Source organism: Rhodopseudomonas parapalustris (assembly GCF_053772255.1).
Map to the genome: position 1 here is coordinate 172,468 of NZ_JAMKBZ010000005.1, position 17,870 is coordinate 190,337.

Genomic DNA, 17,870 nt, shown 5'->3' on the forward strand with positions numbered 1-17,870 from the left:
GTCGTGAGGCGTCAATCGTTCGGGCGCTTCCTTGCCAACAGCCTTTGCCGCGCATCATCCCGCCGCCGTTTGCTGGATGCGCCTGGATCTGGCGCCCCGCGCGTCCCGCGCGTTGCGGCGTTTCCGTCAGCTCCCCGCCAGTCCCACGACCGGCTCGGCTGGCTTGACCCGGTGCTGCAAAGTGAAGCCGGTGCCGGTGCGCGAAAGCATTGCGCCTTGCTGATGAAACGCCTCCAGTGTCGAGCGGTGGCCGATGGAGACGATCGTGGTGCCCGGTAGCTTGCGGTCGAGCAGCTCGTACAGCGCCGCTTCCGACGGCTCGTCGAGGGACGCGGTCGCTTCGTCCAGGAACAGGTATTGCGGGGCGTGCAGCAGGGCGCGGGCGATGCCCAGCCGTTGTTGCTCGCCGAGCGACAACGTTCGATTCCAATGGCCGTGCTGATCCAGCCGGTCCGCCAGCGCCGGCAGCCCGACCTCGCGCAACACTTCGGCCACTTGGGCGTCGCTGAACGAACCGGCCCCCGCCGGATAGACGATCGCGGCGCGCAGCTCGCCGACCGGGAAGTACGGCCGCTGTGGCAGCATCATCAGCGTTGCATTGGCGGGAATCGCGATCGAGCCCGAGCCGAACGGCCAGATCCCGGCGATCGCCCGGAACAGCGTCGATTTGCCGGCGCCCGAGGGACCGACGATCAGGGTGCGATCGTTGCCGCCGAGCGTAAAGCCATCGGCGCTCATCAGCGGCGATCCGGTCGGCAGCGTCAGACTCAGATCCTTCAGTTCGATCGCGTTCACGGAGGAGGGCGTCCGCACCACCCCGGGATTGTCGCGCCGTGCCGCAGCCGCCTCGATCGCGCGTTCAAATCCTTCGAGCCGCTGCATGATGGACTGCCACTCCGCCAAGGTGCGGTAGGCCGAGATGAAGAACGACAGTGAGTCCTGCACGCTGCTGAAAGCGGAAACGGTCTGCATCATGCCGCCGAGCTGCACTTTTTGGGCGAAATACGCCGGCGCCACCAGAATGTAAGGGAAGATCACCGATGCCTGCGAGTAGCTGGCGGTGAATGCGGTCAGTCGCTTGGTGCGGACCATGATCCGCATGTAGTTGCCGACGATGTGGCCGAACCGTTCGGACAGTTTGCCGCGCTCGGCGGGTTCGCCGCGCAGCAGGGCGATCTGCTCGGCGTTCTCGCGCGCCCGGACCAGATTGAAGCGAAAGTCGGCTTCGTAACGTTGTTGTTGGAAGTTGAGGCCGACCAGCGGCGAGCCGATCCAATGCGTCAGGGCGGTGCCGACCACGGCGTAGATCAACGCGCCCCACACCAGATAGCCGGGGATCGGAATGCTATGGCCGAACATATGCAGCGGCGCTTCGTCCGACAGGCCCCATAGAATCACCACGAACGACGCCAGCGTCACCACCGCATTGAGCAGGCCGATCCCGAGCGCCAATGTGCGGTCGATGAAGAGCTGCGTATCTTCGGCGATACGCTGGTCGGGGTTATCGGCGGCATCGCCGGTAAGCTGCATCTGGTAGTGGTTGGCGTCGTGCAGCCATCCGCCGAGATAGCGCTCGGTCATCCATTTGCGCCAGCGAATCTGGAGCCACTGGTTGAGGTAGAGTTGGTACACCTTGAGGGCGATCCAGATCGTCGCCAGAACGCAGAAGTAGATGATCTGGTAAGTGAAGACGTCGTAGTTGCGCTCCTGCAGCGCGTTGTAGAACACGTTGTTCCAGCGGTTGAACATCACCGTGAGTCCGACGACGGCAAGTTCGATGACGACGACCGCCGCGAGCAGTCCGCGGCCCATCCATTTGTCTTCGGCATTGAAATACGGCACGGCGATCCGCCAGGCGGTCGCCAAGGTGGTTCGAATAGCGTTCACTGGAAAGGGTCTCCGGGTAGGAGGCTCCGCCATGCGGAGGCCTTGGACGGAACTTGCAGGTCAATCACCCACGGTCAGATGTCGCGCCCTCTTGTCGCACCCTAGCACCGCGCTCGGTGCGAGCGAGTCGCAGGCAAGCGAGTTCGCGTGTTTGTGAGCGGGCGATACGAGCTGTGATCGGGCGCAAGGCCGTCTGGTCAAGGCAGGGTGGTTCGCACTATAGCCTGCGGGCCAGAGGCGGGGCGGGCGGCGTTCGGTCCGCTCGTCCGCCACCTTCAGCGTCGCGCGCGCAAGCCCGAGCGCGGCGCGCCCCGAGCCATCGCCGAGGTATGATGCGAACCCTTTCCCTGATGCGAGTTGCCGTGCTCGGCGCGGCGATCCTGTCCGCCGCGACCTCTCCGGCGCCGGCGCAATCCGACCAGGAATTCCCGTTCGGCCTGGAGGTGACGCTGGACGCGCCGCCGAAGCCGGGGTCGAAACGGATTCCGAATCTGGAAATCGACGACAAGGGCAGCGTGCGGCTGGAGCTGTGGTGCAAAGGCGGCACCGGGCAATTCTCGGTCGCGGGCAACACCGTGATCTTCGTGCCGGGGACGATTGAGGATCGCAATTGTCCGCCGGATCGCGCTCAGGCGGACGACGCGCTGGTCGCGGCGCTCGCGGCGGCGACGACCTGGAGCCGGCGGGGGGATGTGGTCAACTTCGCCGGTCCGCAGCCATTGCGGTTCCGGCTCAACACGAATTAACGCTGCGGCTGATCCTGCAGGATCAGCTCGGCGCATTCCGCCGCCGCCTGCACCACGCCGCTGTAGCCGCCGATCCCAGCATAGGCGGAGGCGCGATACAGGCCGGGCAAAGCGGTGCGCGGCGAGCGGTAGGGCGCATCGGACTGCGGCAGCAGCGGCGCGAAGCCGTAGACCGCGCCCTGCGGGGCGCCGAGATATTGCTGCACCGAGAAGGCGGTGTTGAACGCTGCGGCGGTCACCGCACCGGCGAGGCCGGGATAGCTGCGATCGAGATGGGCCAGCAGCGCTTGCTGCCAGCGTCCGCGCTTGGCCCGATAGGTGTCCTGGTCGAGGCCATCCCAGTTCGTTACCCGATCCGGACCGACCACCGACAGCACGTAAGGCGGCGACGGTACGCGGGAATCGATCGCCGTGTAGTCGGCGATCGCCAGCGGCGGCATCCGCGCGCCCGGCTCGTCGGCCATCAGCATCTTGGCCTCGGCATAGGACGCCAGCGTCGTCATCCAGTCCGGGAGCAATTGCGTCGCGTAGCTGCTGACGCCGAATTCGCGCGGCGGCTTCGACAGACCGAGGGTGAGCGCGAACAGGGACAGCGACGGTGCGCGTTCCGCGTAGCTGGCCGTGAGGAGCTGCGCCTGGTGTTCGGGCAGTTGGCTCGCCAGCGTTGCCGGTGCGGCATTGCCGATCACGATGCTCGCTTCGACGGTCTGCGGGTCGCTGCCGTCGCGCATGGTGTGGGTCACGCGATGGGCTGCGCCGGGATCTTGCATCACGACGCCGGAGACGGTGCGACGGAGCAAGACTTCGCCGCCGGCCTTGCGGACCGCCCGCGCCAGCGCACTCGACAGCCTTTGCGAGCCGCCCTGAACGAAGCGTGCGCCGCTGAGCAGGAAGCTGCCCTGCACCATCGCGAACGGCACCCACCACAGCGCGGCGATATCGTCGTGCACATAGGACAGATTGCCCGCGAGCGCGAACTTCACGGCTTCGTTGTCGCCGAACAGCGCCTGTAGTTTTTCACCGAGCGAGGCCCGCCAATCCGGGAATGACGGCGCGAGTGCCATCACCGCATCGAGTCCGCCATCGCCGAGCGTGCCGGCGAGCCGTTCCAGGTCGCCGAGCCACTGCGTTATTCCGGCGCTCGCGCTCGGAAACCGGCGGATCAATGCGTCGCGGGCGGCAGCGAATTCGTCGGGGAGCGTGAACGGATCGCCGACTGGGCCGCCGCGCATTTCATACAGCGCGCCGGCCGGAATCCACTGTACCGCGTCGAGCACGCCGGCGCGGAGCAAGGCGCGGTGCTTCGGATCGCGGACGTGCTGCGGGTTGCCGGTAATATGCAGTGAGCCTTCGACAAACAATTCGCCGGCCTTGTAGCTCGACGCCGCGCCGCCCACCGAGTTGCCGCGCTCGATCACCAACACCTTGCGGCCTTCGCGGGCCAGGATCGCGCCCGCAGTCAGGCCGCCGAGCCCGGCGCCAATTACCACTGCATCAAAGCGCGTCATTCAGTCGATCATCCTGCCGTCAACGGGAAGCGCTTCATTGCCGCATTGCAGCGGCATGTCAAATCGCGGTTCCAGCACTCGGACGGATGGGCCGATCGCGATGACGCTATTGCCAGGTCGAGCTCTCGGAATCCCAACGCTGGCCCTTGAGTTCCTTTGCCAGTGCCGGGACTGCGCCGCCGTCGCTGCGCGGTTCGGATTCTTCCTCGCCGGTGGCGTCGTCGTTCAGGTTGAGCCGGGGCGGAGTGTTTTCGTCGACGGTGGTGTCGCTCGGGCTGCTGAGCCACAGCATCAGCTTGTCGCTACCGCCCGGCTTGTCGGCGCTCACGAGCGCTTCGACAGTAATGACCTCGGTGAGCTGCAGCGCCGGGAAGGTGTCGCTCGGCCGCTTGAACGTCATCTTCAGCCGGCCGGTGACCTCGTCCCAATTGGCCGAGGCCAGCTTGGCCTCCAGTGTCTGCGCCAGCGTTGCGGTGACCGTGGACGCGATCTTGGCGCGATCGATCTTGCCACCCTCGCGCCAGCCGGCGGCCGGGAACAGGATGGCTCGATCCATGTCGACGACGCCGTTGGTCCAGCCTGCAGCCGAAACGCCGGGAAACGCCTTGGCCTTGGCGATCACCGCGGCCGCGCGTTCCGGGTCGACGCTGAGATTGATCACCAACTTGCCGGCCCGCAGCGCGTCGCAGCCGATGCTGAGGCTGGACAGAGACACTTCGACGTTCTCGGTCTTCAGCGTCTTGAGGAAGTCCGACGCGGCCTCGAGCGCGACCCGGACGCCGACCGCTTCCGGAGAGACTGCGGTGAAGTCCTTCGGCGCTTGAGCGATGCTCTCATCGGCCGATTGGGTTTCCTCGAATTCCTTTTCGCTGAGGTCGGAATTGTCGGTCGAATTGATCTCGTGGGTCGCGGTTCCGATGCCGACCACGCCCTTGAAGTCGAAGGTCTCGCCGTTCGGCTTCTGCTGCAGGTTGACCGATACCGGGGTCTTGCTGCCGAGCGTCTGGCTGGTACCGGTCAGGCTCTGGCCGTTCGCCGTCAGGTTGACGACGAAGCGCTCCTTGCGATCGGAATCCTTGGTCGGCGAGAAGCACACGTCGAGCACGGCCGATGTCGCGTTTTTGCCCTGCCTCGTCTCCTTCAGCACCACATCGGCTCCGTCGATGAAGCCGTCGAGATTGGCGAAGTAGCGGGTCTCGGTCGCCGTCGGCGTCGCTTTCGCGGCAGACTTGCCCTGGGCCAAGGCAAGGTCGGTCGCTGGCAGCAGCGCCAGCAGGCTGATCAGGAGCGCGCGCATCGGATGATTCCTCGCAGGATGTCAGGTCTTGAGTGTTGTTTGATTCGAACTGGACCGAACGATGGCCTGAGTAGCAGATCGCCTGCGCTTCGCCAAAAGTCATGCGGGGAGGGGGCGGAGGCGGCAATCTGCCGCCGTGCCGCACACACAGCCGTCATCCCCACGCATGCGGGGATCCAGTATCGCAGAGAGCTCGTTGGTCATCGGAGGTGCTCTGGAATACTGGGGCGCCCGCTTTCGCTGGCGATAACGGGAGAGGGTGTCGTGGCGCTGTGCTCTGCCGTCCTGTGAATTGGAGCGCCGACGTTACGCCAAAAAAACAAGGCCGCCCGGAGGCGGCCTTGCGTGATCGATAGTGCGTGCGAGAGAGCCGGGCTTAGAAGCCCATGCCGCCCATTCCGCCCATGCCACCGCCCGGCGGCATCGCCATCGGGGCTTCGGCCTTCGGCAGCTCGGCGACCATCGCTTCGGTGGTGACCAGCAGCGAGGCGACCGAGGAGGCGTCCTGCAGCGCGGTGCGCACGACCTTGGCCGGATCGACGATGCCCTTGGCGAGCATGTCGACATACTCTTCGCTCTGGGCGTCGAAACCGAAGGTCTCGGTTTTGTTCTCGAGGATCTTGCCGACCACGATCGAGCCTTCGACACCGGCGTTCTCGGAGATCTGGCGGATCGGAGCTTCGAGCGCCTTCAGCACGATGTTGATGCCGGCCTGGACGTCCGGATTGTCGTTGCTGATGCGGCCGACGGCCTTCTTGGCGCGCAGCAGAGCGACGCCGCCGCCCGGCACGATGCCTTCCTGCACCGCGGCGCGGGTCGCGTTGAGCGCGTCCTCGACACGGTCCTTCTTCTCCTTGACCTCGACCTCGGTCGCGCCGCCGACGCGGATCACCGCGACGCCGCCGGCGAGCTTGGCCAGACGCTCCTGCAGCTTCTCACGGTCGTAGTCCGAGGAGGTCTCCTCGATCTGCGCCTTGATCTGCGACACGCGGGCCTCGATCTCCGGCTTCTTGCCGGCGCCGCCGACGATGGTGGTGTTCTCCTTGTCGATCACCACCTTCTTGGCGCGGCCGAGCATCTTCAGCGTCACGGTCTCGAGCTTGATGCCGAGGTCTTCCGAGATCAGCTGACCGCCGGTCAGGATCGCGATGTCTTCCAGCATCGCCTTGCGGCGATCGCCGAAGCCCGGCGCCTTCACGGCCGAAACCTTGAGGCCGCCGCGCAGGCGGTTGACCACCAGGGTGGCGAGCGCTTCGCCTTCGACGTCCTCGGCGATGATCAGCAGCGGCTTGCCCGACTGCACCACCGCTTCGAGCACCGGCAGCATCGACTGCAGGCCCGAGAGCTTCTTCTCGTGCAGCAGGATGTAGGCGTCGTCGAGTTCGACGGTCATCTTCTCGGCGTTGGTCACGAAGTAGGGCGACAGGTAGCCGCGGTCGAACTTCATGCCTTCGACGATGTCGACTTCGGTATCGAGCGACTTGTTCTCTTCGACCGTGATGACGCCTTCGTTGCCGACCTTCTGCATCGCCTGGGCGATCATCTTGCCGATCGGCGCGTCGCCGTTGGCCGAGATGGTGCCGACCTGGGCGATTTCAGCCGAAGAGGCGACCGGCTTGGCGCGCTTCTGGATGTCCTTGACCACGGCCGCGACCGCGATCTCGATGCCGCGCTTCAGGTCCATCGGATTCATGCCGGCCGCAACGGCCTTGGCGCCCTCACGGACGATCGCCTGGGCCAGCACGGTGGCGGTGGTGGTGCCGTCGCCGGCGAGGTCGTTGGTCTTCGAGGCCACCTCGCGCACCATCTGCGCGCCCATGTTCTCGAACTTGTCCTCGAGCTCCACTTCCTTGGCGACGGTAACGCCGTCCTTGGTGATGCGCGGCGCGCCGAAGCTCTTCTCGATCAGCACGTTCCGGCCCTTCGGGCCGAGCGTGACCTTGACGGCGTTGGCGAGCACGTCGACACCGCGCAGCATGCGGTCGCGGGCATCGCCGGAGAATTTCACGTCTTTAGCAGCCATTCATTCGCTCCTGATGTCTCGATACTGTCGCGATGCGGCTCAGCCGACCACGCCCATGATGTCCGACTCCTTCATGATCAGGAGTTCTTCGCCGTCGAGCTTGATCTCGGTGCCCGACCACTTCCCGAACAGCACGCGGTCGCCGACCTTGACGTCGATCGGGGTCAGCTTGCCGGTTTCGTCGCGGCCGCCCGGGCCCACGGCGACGACCTGACCTTCCTGCGGCTTCTCCTTGGCGGAGTCCGGGATGATGATGCCGCCCTTGGTCTTGGTTTCGGCGTCGATGCGCTTCACCACCACGCGGTCATGGAGAGGACGAAAATTGAGCTTAGCCATGGGCTGTCCTGTGCTGTTACTGAAGGGGCTCGGTGTTCGAGTGCCTGTTCGTGATCCGCGGCTCGGGTTGCGTCCGCGTGTTGGCAGTCGTGCTTCGAGAGTGCTAATTGTGGGCTCGGAATATGGCTTGATGCTTGTTCTGTCAAGCTGAGGGCTTAAGAGCTTGGTGATGTCGCTGTAAGATGCTCCGGCCGCCAGACCGGGGCACCGACATGAACGGTGTGACCGCATTGCCTGCTGGGGCGTTTTGCGGTTGTCTGGCGCAAGGGGCACGCGGGGCGTTCGCTCGGGGAGAAATCATGTTCAATTCACGCAACGCACGCGCGTCGCTCAATCTGGGTATGGCGTCGCTGATGGCGCTCGGTCTCGGCGCGTGCGGCAGCATGGGAGGCGGCTTCAGCCTCGGCGGTTCGCAGCCGGCTGCGGTGCAGGAACCGGCGCCCCCGCCGGACCTGCCGGCCACCATTCGTTCGGAAGAGATTGTCGGTCGCTGGGGCCTGGCGTCGTATCTCAATCCGTCCGATCGCGCCCGCACCGAGAAGGCTGCGCTGGCACAGTGCAAGAACCCTTACGTGATCGGCGCCGGTCCGACTGGGGGCGTGATCATGCATCTGGCCGACCAGGCGACCCCGCAGGAACTGCGGTTGAAGGGCTCGCAGAGCGGCAAGAACTATATCGGTCCGGCTGGTCCAATCACCGACCAGGATCGCGAGGTGATCTCGTTCGACGGCCGGGTGATGATCACCCGCTTCGTCGACAAGGACGCCGCCACCCGCTACGGCAACATGGTCTATGTCCGCTGCGCCCCGCGCGCCTGACCCTGCCGCAACCAACAAGATCGGGTCGAACCTGACGCCATGACGACATGACCGCGCTGCGGAGACTTGCGCTCGGACCGGAACGCGCGGTCGGCGTTCTCGCGGTCACCCAGATCCTGTGCTGGGGCATGCTGATCTATCCGCCGGTGCTGACCATGCCGTACCTCGCCAAGGCGCACGGCTGGTCGCTGGCGTTCGGCATGTCGGGGTTTTCGCTGGCGCTGGTGATTTCCGGGATCCTGTCTCCGGTCATCGGCGGCTTGATCGATCGTCACGGCGGCAATCTGGTGATGGCGCCCGGCGCGCTCGCCGGCGCTCTCGGCATGGTGCTGGTCGCCAGCACCGACTTGTGGCCGGTGTACTTCATCGCCTGGGCGCTGCTCGGCGTTGCGATGGCGACCAACCTGTACGATCCGGCATTCGCGACGCTCGCCCGTTTGTTCGGTGCCACCGCGCGTCGGCAGATCACCTTCGTCACCTTTGCCGGCGGCTTCGCCTCGACGGTGGGGTGGCCGGCGACGCATCTGCTGCTCGAAACCGTGGGCTGGCGCGGCACCTATTTCACTTTTGCCGCCGTGCTCGCCTGCGTAGTCGCGCCGCTGCATGGGTTGGCGCTGCCGCGCAAGGCAGCGCCGGCGGCCACGGCACCGGGCCCGACCTCGCATCTGATGCCGGCCGAACCGCTGCGTCCGGAAGGGCGGCCGTTCGTGCTGATCGCGACCGCGTTCGCGATCTACGCCTTGATGCTGTCGGGGGTGACGTCGAATCTGCTGGCGATGTTCCAGCGCGGCGGACTGGATGCCGGAACCGTGGTGACGCTCGGCGCGCTGTTCGGCCCGTCCCAGGTCGTCGCCCGGCTCGCGGACTTCCTGCTCGCCGGTCGCACCCATCCATTATGGATCGCACGCGGGGCGGTGGGGCTGATGGCGTGCTCGTTTGCGATGCTGGCGTTCGCCGGACCGTCGGTGCTGGTCGCCGGGGTCTTCTGCGTCGCGTTCGGCGCCGCCAACGGCGTGATGACGATCGCGCGAGGCAGTCTGCCGCTGCTGATGTTCGGACCGCAGGGCTACGGACGGGTGATCGGCCGCATCGCGCGGCCGGCGCTGTTCGTGCAGGCTTCGGCGCCGTTTATCGTGGCCGCGGCGGTCGAGCGCTTTTCCGACGCCGCCGTGGTCGAGGTCGGGATGGTCTGCGCGCTCGCGGCGCTCGGCTGTTTCCTGGCGCTGCAGCCGCCCCGCGCCGCGGAACGGCGCTGAGGCGTCAGCCTGGGATCAGTTGAACAGCGCGTCGATGTCGTCCTGCGAGGCATGGCCGCTCTCGCCCAGCGCGCGGGGCCCGTTGAGCAGCTTGGCGTCGTCGTCCCGGGTGTCGACCACCGGCGGTGCGTGCGACTTGATCTCGTCGACGCCGCCCCAGATCTCCATCATCGCCACGATGTGATGCTCGATGAACTTCATCGTATTCATCACCTTGCTGATGCGCTGGCCGGTGAGGTCCTGGAAGTTGCAGGCCTCGAAGATCGAGATCACCCGCTCCTGGATCTCGTCGCTCAGCGCCTGCTGCTGATCGGCCGAGTTCACCTTGCCGAGCGCGGTCGCCGCCTGGTCGATCGCTTCGGCGGCTTCCAAAATCTGCTGAGTGGCTTCTTCGGTGCCGCCGACGACTGCGCCGAGTTCGCCGTTGACCTTGGCCATCTCTTCGCCGCTGAAGCTCTTGGAGTGCAGCACCGCGATCTCGCGCTTGGTCTGGTCGATCGCGTTGTGGATCAGGTCGAGCTCGACCTTCAGCTTCTCGCACTGCTCGACTTGCGCCTTGTAGCTGGCGAGCAGCGCCTTGGCTTCCGCGGCCTCCGCGGCGAGCGACGCATCGATCTCCTGCTTGCTGCCGGACTCGCCGGCGGCGACCGGGTGCACGCCGTTGACGATCTGAGCACGGATCGCGCGCAGCTCGGCCATCAGGTCACGGTTGGTCGGGCCAGCCTCGAATTCGATCGGTGCGAGCATCGGCGCTGCTCCTAGCGTCAGTTCTTCAATGCGAAAGCGCTTACGTGGAAGTGACATCGGCTGATCCCGTGAGTTGCTACCAACCCCTCCTACAGCGATCTCTTTAACGACGGGTTGAGCGCCGGAACCGGCTTCGTTTCAACTAACAGCCGCGCACACACGCCGCGTTAACCATGAGCCAGTGCCGTTCATCGAAAATAAACGCTGACGACGGGAATTGCCGTCTGGCAGCGACGTGGTGAATCGAAACCTGCCCCGCGTTTACCAAACCGATCCAGTTTTGGTTTCTGATCCGTTGCGTTCACCGCCGCATCTTCGGCGCATCCACGACGAAACAGTGCAGAGTACGTCGATGTTCACCAAAACCACCCTTGCATTGCTGACCAGCGTGTCCTGTCTCGCCGCCGGTTATCATCCTGCCGTCGCACAGGAATTCTCTTCCGAACCGGAGCCCGCAGTGATCTATGCGTCGCCGCGACCGGCGCCGGTGCGCGCCGCTTACGCCGAGCGCTCGAATCTCGGCGGCGGCTTCATCGAGTTCCTGTTCAGCGATGGCGAGCCGCCGCCGTCCTCGCGCTATTACCGGCGAGAACCGGCCTACGAGGCGCGTCCCGAGTACTTGCCGGCCGCCCCGCAATCGATGCCGGAGCAGGAGGCGGCGATCGAGCCCGCTCGCCCCGAGTTCGACCCGCGCTATGAAAAGCAACTGGTTGATTACCATGGCGCCGAAAAAGCCGGCACGATCGTGATCGATACCCCGAACAAGTTTCTCTATCTGGTGCAGGGCGACGGCAAGGCGCTGCGCTATGGCGTCGGCGTCGGCCGCCCCGGCTTCACCTGGTCGGGCGTGAAGACGATCACCGCCAAGCGCGAATGGCCGGCCTGGACGCCGCCGAAGGAAATGCTGGCGCGCCGTCCCGATCTGCCGCGCCATATGGAAGGCGGGCCGGCCAATCCGCTCGGCGCCCGGGCGATGTATCTCGGCTCATCGCTGTACCGTATCCATGGTTCGAACGAGCCGTGGACGATCGGCACCAACGTCTCCTCCGGCTGCATCCGGATGCGCAATCAGGATGTCATCGACCTGTACGGCCGCGTCGGCGTCGGAACGAAGGTGGTGGTGATCTGAGCGCCGCGCGCGATTAGCTGAGCATCGAACGACAACGGCCGCCCACTGGGCGGCCGTTGCGTATTGCCGGATGCCGGCAGGCGTCAGGCGAAGTCGCTGTCGCCACCGCCGCCGCCAAAGTCGTCGGAATCCATGTCCATGTCGTCATGGTCGTAGCCGGCATCGGCGACCTGGTCATAGTCGTTGTTGTTCTGATCCATCATGCCGTAGCGCGAGCCGTCGTTGACGCCGCCGCTCTGCGAGCCGATGTCGCCGAGGCCGGCCTGCTGCGCAAGGTTGCCGCCGGAGGAGTCGCTGCTGCCCCACGGACTCTGCAGGCCACCGCCCAATCCGCTCTGGTCGGCGAGGCTCTGATGCGATCCGCCGCCCATCATCCCGCGGATGCTGGAAAGCAGCAGCGAGCCGCCGACCATGCCGGCTGCCGCCGCTGCCGCAGTGCCGAGAAACGATCCGCCGCCACCGCCCATCGGCGATCCGCCGCCGAACGGTCCGCTTTGCGGCGGCTGTCCATAGGGGCCTTGTTGCGCTTGCGAATAAGGTGGTGCCGAGGATTGCTGGCCGATCACCTGACCGGTGTTCCAGGCCGGTCGGCCGGCAGTGCCGGGCGCTGGAACGTTCGGCACCGAGCCACGCGGTGACTGGCTTTGGCCGAAGAAGGTGTCGCGCATCGAATCCAGGAATCCGCCGCGCTCGTGCGACTGCGGCGCTTGATCGGATTCCAGTTCCTGAATGCGTTCGTGGGCTCGCTTCAGCGCTTCGTCCTGCAGCAGCACCGTCTGGACCAGCCCGTAGATCGCATTCGGCGCGATTCGCAGTCCTTGCGAAATCGCTGCGGCCGCTTCGGGATCGCGTGGGGTGGCTTCGAGGCGGGCGAGCCGTTCGAACAGATCGTCCACAAGCTGGCGTTCCTGCGGTGTCATCATGACCTCCCTGAGCATCGCTCGAACCTGCGCCCCGGCGCTCGCCGGCGGCGATCGCAGGCGCGGGTGTGGTCAAATCTAGGGAACCTTTGGGCGGCAGTAAGTCCGTGCCCGGATTAAATTTCCGTAGGAGACAAAACGGCTCCGGTCGCGGCCTGCGGTGGCGCGGCGGCCAGGCTGACCTGACGCATTGCCAGTAGTTCGGCGAAGCGATCCGAGCCCAGATAGGCGTATTCGCGTTCGCGCTGATCGGTGAACGGATCGAGCGCGACCAGCGTCTCGTCGACGATCCCGGGGTGGCACATCACCAGCCCGCCGTCCGACAGGTCATCGAGGAACGATCCCATCAGTTTGTCGAAGTCGGTCTCGCGCAGGAAGTCGTAGGCGCCAGCGAAGCTCGGATTGTAGCCGATGCCGGCGGCCCGCGCGCGCGCGCGGAAGGTCGCGCTGAGCGCGTCGAGCAGCAGCGGCTTCGGATTGCCTAGCCGCCGCGCCATCGGCACGCTGCGCCCGCACTGCCGCACCCAGGCCTGCGGCGCCAGCGCCTTCACCGCACCGAGAAACGCGTCGCGCACCTGCGGAAACAACTGCACATGCTGGTGCCCGTCGACGTAGTCGGGCGTGCGGCCGAACCGTTCGGTGAAGGCTTCGATCTGTGCGCTCAGTTCGGTGGTGATCACCTGGCGGTCATGGCGGCGCAGCAACGTGCCGCGCAGCTTGCGACCGAGCGGCAGAAACTGGCCGCCGTTCAGCGGCTGATAATGCATCGTCAGCGGCGCGAACGGCGCAGTCAGCGTTGCGTGCAGTCCGATCGCGGCGTTGGGATTTGCCGCAGCCGCGTTCATCAGCGCGACGGCGTCGTCGCGACTGATCGCGGGGCCGACCATCATCACCGAGGTGGCGTTGATGCGACCGCGTTCGATCAGATCGCAGATCGCGCGGTTGACCCCGGGGCTTATGCCGTAATCGTCGGCGACCAGCCAGATCCGGCGCTGGGCAGATTCGCTCATTCGGCCGCGGACCGCTTCGCCGGATCGGCGCCTGCATCGGGCTCGGCCTGCTTCACGGTGTGCTCGGCGACGAAGTAGATCGGCCGCGCTTTCATCTCGGACAGGATCTTGCCGATGTACTCGCCGACGATGCCGATCATCAGAAGCTGCACGCCGCCGATCGTCATCATCCCGACGATGATCGACGGATAGCCGGGCACCGATTTTCCATCGATCCAGGTCTCCCAGAGAATCGACAGCCCGAACAGGAAGGCGCTGATCGCCAGCGCGACGCCGAGCAGGCTGGCGATCCGCAGGGGGGCCACCGAGAACGAGGTCAGCCCCTCGATCGACAGCCCGATCAGCCGCGCGGTCGAGAACGTGCTGAAGCCGTGCGAGCGCGGCTCGGGTTCGTAATCGACCCGCTTCTGCCGGAACCCGATCCAGCTCGCCAGGCCCTTGAAGAAGCGGTTGCGTTCGGGGAGCTGCCGCAGCGCCTGGGCGGCGCGCGGCGACAGCAGACGGAAGTCGCCGGCGTCTTCCGGGATCTTCTGCCGCGCCCCCCAATTGATCAGCGCGTAGAATCCGCGCACCGCGGTGCGGCGCAGCGCCGGTTCGTTGTCGCGATGGGCCTTGGCGGTGTAGACGACGTCGTAGCCGTCGTCGATCCAATGCGCCACCAGCGTTTCGACCAGTTCTGGGGCGTGCTGGCCGTCGCCGTCCATGAACAGAACGGCGCCGCGGCGGGCATGGTCGAGCCCGGCCATCAGCGCGGCTTCCTTGCCGAAATTGCGCGACAGCGACACCACCTGGACGTCGAGCATGGTGGCCGGCAGATTGCGGGCGATGCTGAGTGTGGTATCGGCGCTGCCGTCGTCGACATACACCACCTCGCAGGCGAGACCGTAGCGCTGCCGCAACGTGGCGGCGAGCGTGATCAGCCGGCCGTGCAGCGCCTGCAGCCCGCCCGCCTCGTTGTAGGCAGGAACCACGATGGACAGGCCCTGTGCCGCGGCGGCTCCCGCTTCGGTGGACAGACCCGAGACGTCACTCCCAAGCATCATCGATCGCTTCCGGCCCGCACGCGCCTTGTTTGTCTGCTGCTGATTATATGGTGGTTCCGCACGCCGACGCCACCACGGCGCGGCGCGCCGGCATTATTGCTGCAGGAACGCTGCAAGTTTGCTGAACAGCGGGTTTTCCTTGTCGAACACGTAGTCCAGCGCAGCCACCGACACGGTGTCTGCGCCATGCTGCCGCAGGAAGCTGCCGAGCGCGTAGATTTGCGCCGGCGGACAGTGCAGCGTCAGCATGCCCGACGAGGTCGGGCCGCCGAACGGCGACACCACGCTGAACCGGCTGTGGGCTTCGGCGAGCAGCGCGTCGTTGCAGCCTTTGAAGCGGGTGCGGACTTCCTTGTACTTGCCGGCGCGGGCGCGCGAAGCGATGTGATCGAGGATCACGCGCGCGGTTTCGCGGTTCGCCTCGCTCCAGTCGGCTTCGCGGGAGGCCACGAGATTGGCTTGGCTGCGCAGCATCACGCCGTCGTCGAGCACCTTCAGGCCGTTGGCGGCGAGCGTCGCCCCAGTGGTGGTGATGTCGACGATCATCTCGGCGGTGCCGACCGCAGGCGCGCCTTCGGTGGCACCGGCGCTTTCGACAATGCGGTAGTCAACGACGTTGTGCGCCGCGAAGAAGCCGCGCGTCAGGTTGATGTACTTGGTGGCGACCCGCATCCGCCGGTTATGCTGGGCGCGGAAACCGGTGGTGACGTCGTCAAGGTCGGCCATGGTGCGGACGTCGATCCACGCCTGCGGCACCGCGACCACCACATTGGCGTAGCCGAAGCCGAGGCCGTCGATCAGCAGGACCCGCTTGTCGGCATCGGTGATGCTCTCGCGGACCAGATCTTCGCCGGTGACGCCGAAATGCACCGAGCCGCGGGCGAGATTGGCGGCGATTTCGCTGGCCGAGAGATACGCCACCTCGAGATTGTCGAGGCCCGCAATGGTGCCGCGATAATCGCGCGCACCGCCCGACTTGCTCAGCGTCAGCCCGGCGCGGGCGAAGAACGCTTCGGCGTTTTCCTGCAGGCGGCCCTTGGACGGAACCGCGAGAACGAACGGCGCGCTCATGCGGCACCTCCGGCGCTGGTCTGTTTCATCGCCTCGATCCAGATCGAGAAGCCGACCGCGGGGATCGGCGAGGCGGCGCCGAGCTGGCTCATCAGCCCGTCGTAGCGGCCGCCGGCGACCAGCGGCTCGTCGCCGTTGCCGGCGCGGTGCACCTCGAATTCGAAGCCGGTGTAGTAATCGACGCCGCGGCCGAAGGCGGTGGAGAACCGGACCTTGCCGAGGTCGATGCCGCGGTCGGCCATGAAGCCGATCCGCGCTTCGAACTGATCGATCGCGGAATCGATCGCCAGCTTGGCGTCGGCGGCGAGCGCGCGCAGCGCCTTCAGCGCCTCGTTCGGGGCGCCGCTGATGGCGAGGAAGCGCTTGATCTTGTCGAGCGCGTCGCGCGGCAGCGCGCCGCTCTTCAGGGTCGATTGTTCGAGGAAGCGGTCGGCGATCTCGGCGACCGAGCGGCCTCCGAGGTTGGTCGCGCCGGCGATCGACATCAGGTCGGTGACCAGCGCCAGCGCCGCCTTGCGGTCGGAGCCGGCGAGCGCGGCAAGCACGCCCTCGTATTCGTTGCTGGTCGAAGGCGCCAGCGTCAGCCGCTCCAGATCCTGCGCCAGGCTGGCCTTGCGGTGGAAGTCCTTCATCAGCCGCCGCCGCCACACCGGCATCAGGTCGAGCGCGTCGATCAGCGCCGCGAACAGTGCGACGTCGCCGGTCCGGACATCGACCTCGCCGGCGCCGAGCGCGACGGTGGCGCCGAGCGCCAGCGCCAGCATTTCGGCATCGGCCGCGGCGCGGTCCTGCCGGCCGAACAGCTCGATCCCGGCCTGCAGGAATTCACTCGGCTTGCCGCCGCGCTGGCGGAACACCGGCCCGAGATAGCAGAAGCCGAGCGGTTGCCCGGCGGCCTGTGATGCGAGGTAGTCGCGCGCCACCGGGATCGTCAGATCGGGGCGCAGGCACAGCTCCTCGCCGCTGGCGTCGGTGGTCAGGTAGAGGCTTTTGCGGATGTCCTCGCCCGACAGGTCGAGGAATGGTTCGGCGGGCTGCAGGATCGGGGGCGTGGCCTGGGCATAGCCGGCCTCGGCGAAGGATTGCAGCAGCGCCTCCGCCCACGCGGCGGATCCGGTCGCGCGAGCGGCGGCGGTCTTGATCATGATCGGTCAGTCCTGCGGTCCCGGGCAGGGAGGGTGGAACAGAAAACGTTGGTCGGCGCAGCCCTTAACACGGGTGGATGACAGATTCGACCGTCATCCGCCGGGTGGCCGGCGAGGCGGGGGCGCCAATGGTCGAACATTACCTAATTACCCTTCCAATCGCCCATCACCGCTTGAACCAGCGTCAGGGCTGCGACTGCTGCGGTATCCGCCCGCATGATCCGCGGGCCGAGCGCCAGCCGTAGGATGTCGGGCTGTTTCAGCAGCAGGGCGCGCTCCTCGGTGGAAAAGCCGCCCTCCGGCCCGACCAACAGATCGACGCCCTTGGCGGCCGCATTCCGCGCGGCCTGCAGCGCCGCGACCGGATCGGAGATCTCGGCGTCCTCGTCGCAGAACACCAGCAGCCGCTCCCCGCCGGCACGGCCGGCCAGGAAACGGTCCAGCCCGATCGGCTCGCCGACCTCGGCGAGGCTGAGGATGCCGCATTGCTCGGCGGCTTCGACCACATTGGCACGCATCCGCTCGGTGTTGAGCCGATGCACCTGGGTGTGCTGGGTGAGCACGGGCTGCAGCCGGCCAGCGCCCATTTCCACAGCTTTCTGAGCCATATAGTCCAGTCTGGCGTGTTTCAGCGGGGCGAACACATAGGCGACGTCCGGCAAACGGTCCTGTGGCCGGGTCTGGTCTGCCACCTCCAGCGCCTCGGGTCGCTTGCGACCGAGGATGGTGGCGCGCCACTCGCCGTCGCGGCCATTGAACGCCAGTACTGCGGCGCCGGCGCCGAGCCGCAGCACGTTGCCGAGGTAATTGCCCTGATCGCGATCGAGCGGCACCTGCGTACCGGACGCGAGGTCGGCATCGACGAAAAGGCGGGGGCTGCGGAAGTCGTATCGGCTCATTGGCAGGGTCTCACGCGCCGCTTCTAGCCCAATTT

At 66.4% G+C, this 17,870-nt stretch carries 16 protein-coding genes; 4 read left to right on the top strand and 12 right to left on the bottom strand.

Annotated features, from left to right (window positions below):
- Positions 1-126 precede the first annotated feature (126 nt).
- The gene (locus M9H71_RS07065; protein WP_455404350.1) at positions 127-1,887 is read right to left on the bottom strand and encodes an ABC transporter ATP-binding protein/permease; all 1,761 of its coding nucleotides are present in this window, start codon (positions 1,885-1,887) and stop codon (positions 127-129) included.
- Between the two features lie 332 nt (positions 1,888-2,219).
- Here M9H71_RS07065 and M9H71_RS07070 point away from each other — a divergent pair, with 332 nt between their 5' ends.
- The gene (locus tag M9H71_RS07070; protein ID WP_455404351.1) at positions 2,220-2,633 is read left to right on the top strand and encodes an META domain-containing protein; all 414 of its coding nucleotides are present in this window, start codon (positions 2,220-2,222) and stop codon (positions 2,631-2,633) included.
- Here the strand turns inward: M9H71_RS07070 and M9H71_RS07075 are convergent.
- The 4 genes from M9H71_RS07075 to groES all read right to left on the bottom strand — a co-directional run bounded on the left by M9H71_RS07075 (position 2,630) and on the right by groES (position 7,797).
- Complete coding sequence (locus M9H71_RS07075) at positions 2,630-4,141, bottom strand: phytoene desaturase family protein (RefSeq protein ID WP_455404352.1); 1,512 nt, start codon at positions 4,139-4,141, stop codon at positions 2,630-2,632. The genes M9H71_RS07070 and M9H71_RS07075 overlap by 4 nt on opposite strands.
- Before the next feature lie 106 nt (positions 4,142-4,247).
- Complete coding sequence (locus tag M9H71_RS07080) at positions 4,248-5,438, bottom strand: hypothetical protein (protein WP_455404353.1); 1,191 nt, start codon at positions 5,436-5,438, stop codon at positions 4,248-4,250.
- A 376-nt stretch (positions 5,439-5,814) separates the two neighbouring features.
- Complete coding sequence (groL, locus tag M9H71_RS07085) at positions 5,815-7,461, bottom strand: chaperonin GroEL (protein ID WP_164604843.1); 1,647 nt, start codon at positions 7,459-7,461, stop codon at positions 5,815-5,817.
- Positions 7,462-7,500: 39 nt separating this feature from the next.
- Complete coding sequence (groES, locus tag M9H71_RS07090; RefSeq protein ID WP_013501087.1) at positions 7,501-7,797, bottom strand: co-chaperone GroES; 297 nt, start codon at positions 7,795-7,797, stop codon at positions 7,501-7,503.
- Between the two features lie 299 nt (positions 7,798-8,096).
- Between groES and M9H71_RS07095 the strand changes: the two genes are divergently transcribed.
- Together M9H71_RS07095 and M9H71_RS07100 are read left to right on the top strand one after the other, a co-directional pair.
- Positions 8,097-8,615 carry a hypothetical protein gene (locus M9H71_RS07095; protein ID WP_164604844.1) on the top strand — a complete coding sequence of 173 codons (519 nt, stop codon included), beginning with the start codon at positions 8,097-8,099 and terminating at the stop codon, positions 8,613-8,615.
- Between the two features lie 47 nt (positions 8,616-8,662).
- Positions 8,663-9,871, top strand: coding sequence for an MFS transporter (locus M9H71_RS07100; RefSeq protein ID WP_455404354.1), 1,209 nt, complete (start codon positions 8,663-8,665; stop codon positions 9,869-9,871).
- A gap of 15 nt (positions 9,872-9,886) precedes the next feature.
- Here M9H71_RS07100 and M9H71_RS07105 read toward each other — a convergent pair whose 3' ends face one another.
- A complete protein-coding gene (locus M9H71_RS07105; protein WP_455404355.1) occupies positions 9,887-10,675 on the bottom strand; it encodes a protein phosphatase CheZ in 789 nt (262 codons plus the stop codon).
- A gap of 295 nt (positions 10,676-10,970) precedes the next feature.
- Here M9H71_RS07105 and M9H71_RS07110 point away from each other — a divergent pair, with 295 nt between their 5' ends.
- On the top strand, positions 10,971-11,747 hold the full coding sequence (locus M9H71_RS07110) for a L,D-transpeptidase (protein ID WP_455404356.1): 777 nt from the start codon (positions 10,971-10,973) through the stop codon (positions 11,745-11,747).
- Positions 11,748-11,830: 83 nt separating this feature from the next.
- Here M9H71_RS07110 and M9H71_RS07115 read toward each other — a convergent pair whose 3' ends face one another.
- The 6 genes from M9H71_RS07115 to M9H71_RS07140 all read right to left on the bottom strand — a co-directional run bounded on the left by M9H71_RS07115 (position 11,831) and on the right by M9H71_RS07140 (position 17,835).
- Positions 11,831-12,667: a DUF2076 domain-containing protein gene (locus tag M9H71_RS07115; RefSeq protein ID WP_455404357.1), complete on the bottom strand. Its 837-nt coding sequence runs from the start codon at positions 12,665-12,667 to the stop codon at positions 11,831-11,833.
- A gap of 116 nt (positions 12,668-12,783) precedes the next feature.
- Positions 12,784-13,677 carry a ChbG/HpnK family deacetylase gene (locus M9H71_RS07120; protein WP_455404358.1) on the bottom strand — a complete coding sequence of 298 codons (894 nt, stop codon included), beginning with the start codon at positions 13,675-13,677 and terminating at the stop codon, positions 12,784-12,786.
- On the bottom strand, positions 13,674-14,720 hold the full coding sequence (locus tag M9H71_RS07125; RefSeq protein WP_455404359.1) for a glycosyltransferase family 2 protein: 1,047 nt from the start codon (positions 14,718-14,720) through the stop codon (positions 13,674-13,676). The genes M9H71_RS07120 and M9H71_RS07125 overlap by 4 nt, the downstream gene beginning before the upstream one ends.
- 93 nt (positions 14,721-14,813) lie before the next feature.
- Positions 14,814-15,791, bottom strand: coding sequence for an ATP phosphoribosyltransferase (gene hisG / locus M9H71_RS07130; RefSeq protein WP_455404360.1), 978 nt, complete (start codon positions 15,789-15,791; stop codon positions 14,814-14,816).
- Positions 15,788-16,936, bottom strand: a complete 1,149-nt coding sequence (locus M9H71_RS07135; RefSeq protein WP_455404361.1) for an ATP phosphoribosyltransferase regulatory subunit — start codon at positions 16,934-16,936, stop codon at positions 15,788-15,790. The genes hisG and M9H71_RS07135 overlap by 4 nt, the downstream gene beginning before the upstream one ends.
- Before the next feature lie 143 nt (positions 16,937-17,079).
- The gene (locus tag M9H71_RS07140; protein WP_455404362.1) at positions 17,080-17,835 is read right to left on the bottom strand and encodes a 16S rRNA (uracil(1498)-N(3))-methyltransferase; all 756 of its coding nucleotides are present in this window, start codon (positions 17,833-17,835) and stop codon (positions 17,080-17,082) included.
- Positions 17,836-17,870 lie beyond the last annotated feature (35 nt).

Bases quoted from the DNA above. Each gene is read 5' to 3' on its own strand.
- M9H71_RS07105 (WP_455404355.1), bottom strand. From the start codon at position 10,675: ATGTCACTTCCACGTAAGCGCTTTCGCATTGAAGAACTGACGCTAGGA.
- M9H71_RS07125 (WP_455404359.1), bottom strand. From the start codon at position 14,720: ATGATGCTTGGGAGTGACGTCTCGGGTCTGTCCACCGAAGCGGGAGCC.
- M9H71_RS07135 (WP_455404361.1), bottom strand. From the start codon at position 16,936: ATGATCAAGACCGCCGCCGCTCGCGCGACCGGATCCGCCGCGTGGGCG.
- M9H71_RS07110 (WP_455404356.1), top strand. From the start codon at position 10,971: ATGTTCACCAAAACCACCCTTGCATTGCTGACCAGCGTGTCCTGTCTC.
- hisG (WP_455404360.1), bottom strand. From the start codon at position 15,791: ATGAGCGCGCCGTTCGTTCTCGCGGTTCCGTCCAAGGGCCGCCTGCAG.
- groL (WP_164604843.1), bottom strand. From the start codon at position 7,461: ATGGCTGCTAAAGACGTGAAATTCTCCGGCGATGCCCGCGACCGCATG.
- M9H71_RS07100 (WP_455404354.1), top strand. From the start codon at position 8,663: ATGACCGCGCTGCGGAGACTTGCGCTCGGACCGGAACGCGCGGTCGGC.
- M9H71_RS07120 (WP_455404358.1), bottom strand. From the start codon at position 13,677: ATGAGCGAATCTGCCCAGCGCCGGATCTGGCTGGTCGCCGACGATTAC.
- M9H71_RS07075 (WP_455404352.1), bottom strand. From the start codon at position 4,141: ATGACGCGCTTTGATGCAGTGGTAATTGGCGCCGGGCTCGGCGGCCTG.
- M9H71_RS07080 (WP_455404353.1), bottom strand. From the start codon at position 5,438: ATGCGCGCGCTCCTGATCAGCCTGCTGGCGCTGCTGCCAGCGACCGAC.
- M9H71_RS07140 (WP_455404362.1), bottom strand. From the start codon at position 17,835: ATGAGCCGATACGACTTCCGCAGCCCCCGCCTTTTCGTCGATGCCGAC.
- M9H71_RS07095 (WP_164604844.1), top strand. From the start codon at position 8,097: ATGTTCAATTCACGCAACGCACGCGCGTCGCTCAATCTGGGTATGGCG.
- M9H71_RS07115 (WP_455404357.1), bottom strand. From the start codon at position 12,667: ATGACACCGCAGGAACGCCAGCTTGTGGACGATCTGTTCGAACGGCTC.
- groES (WP_013501087.1), bottom strand. From the start codon at position 7,797: ATGGCTAAGCTCAATTTTCGTCCTCTCCATGACCGCGTGGTGGTGAAG.
- M9H71_RS07070 (WP_455404351.1), top strand. From the start codon at position 2,220: ATGCGAACCCTTTCCCTGATGCGAGTTGCCGTGCTCGGCGCGGCGATC.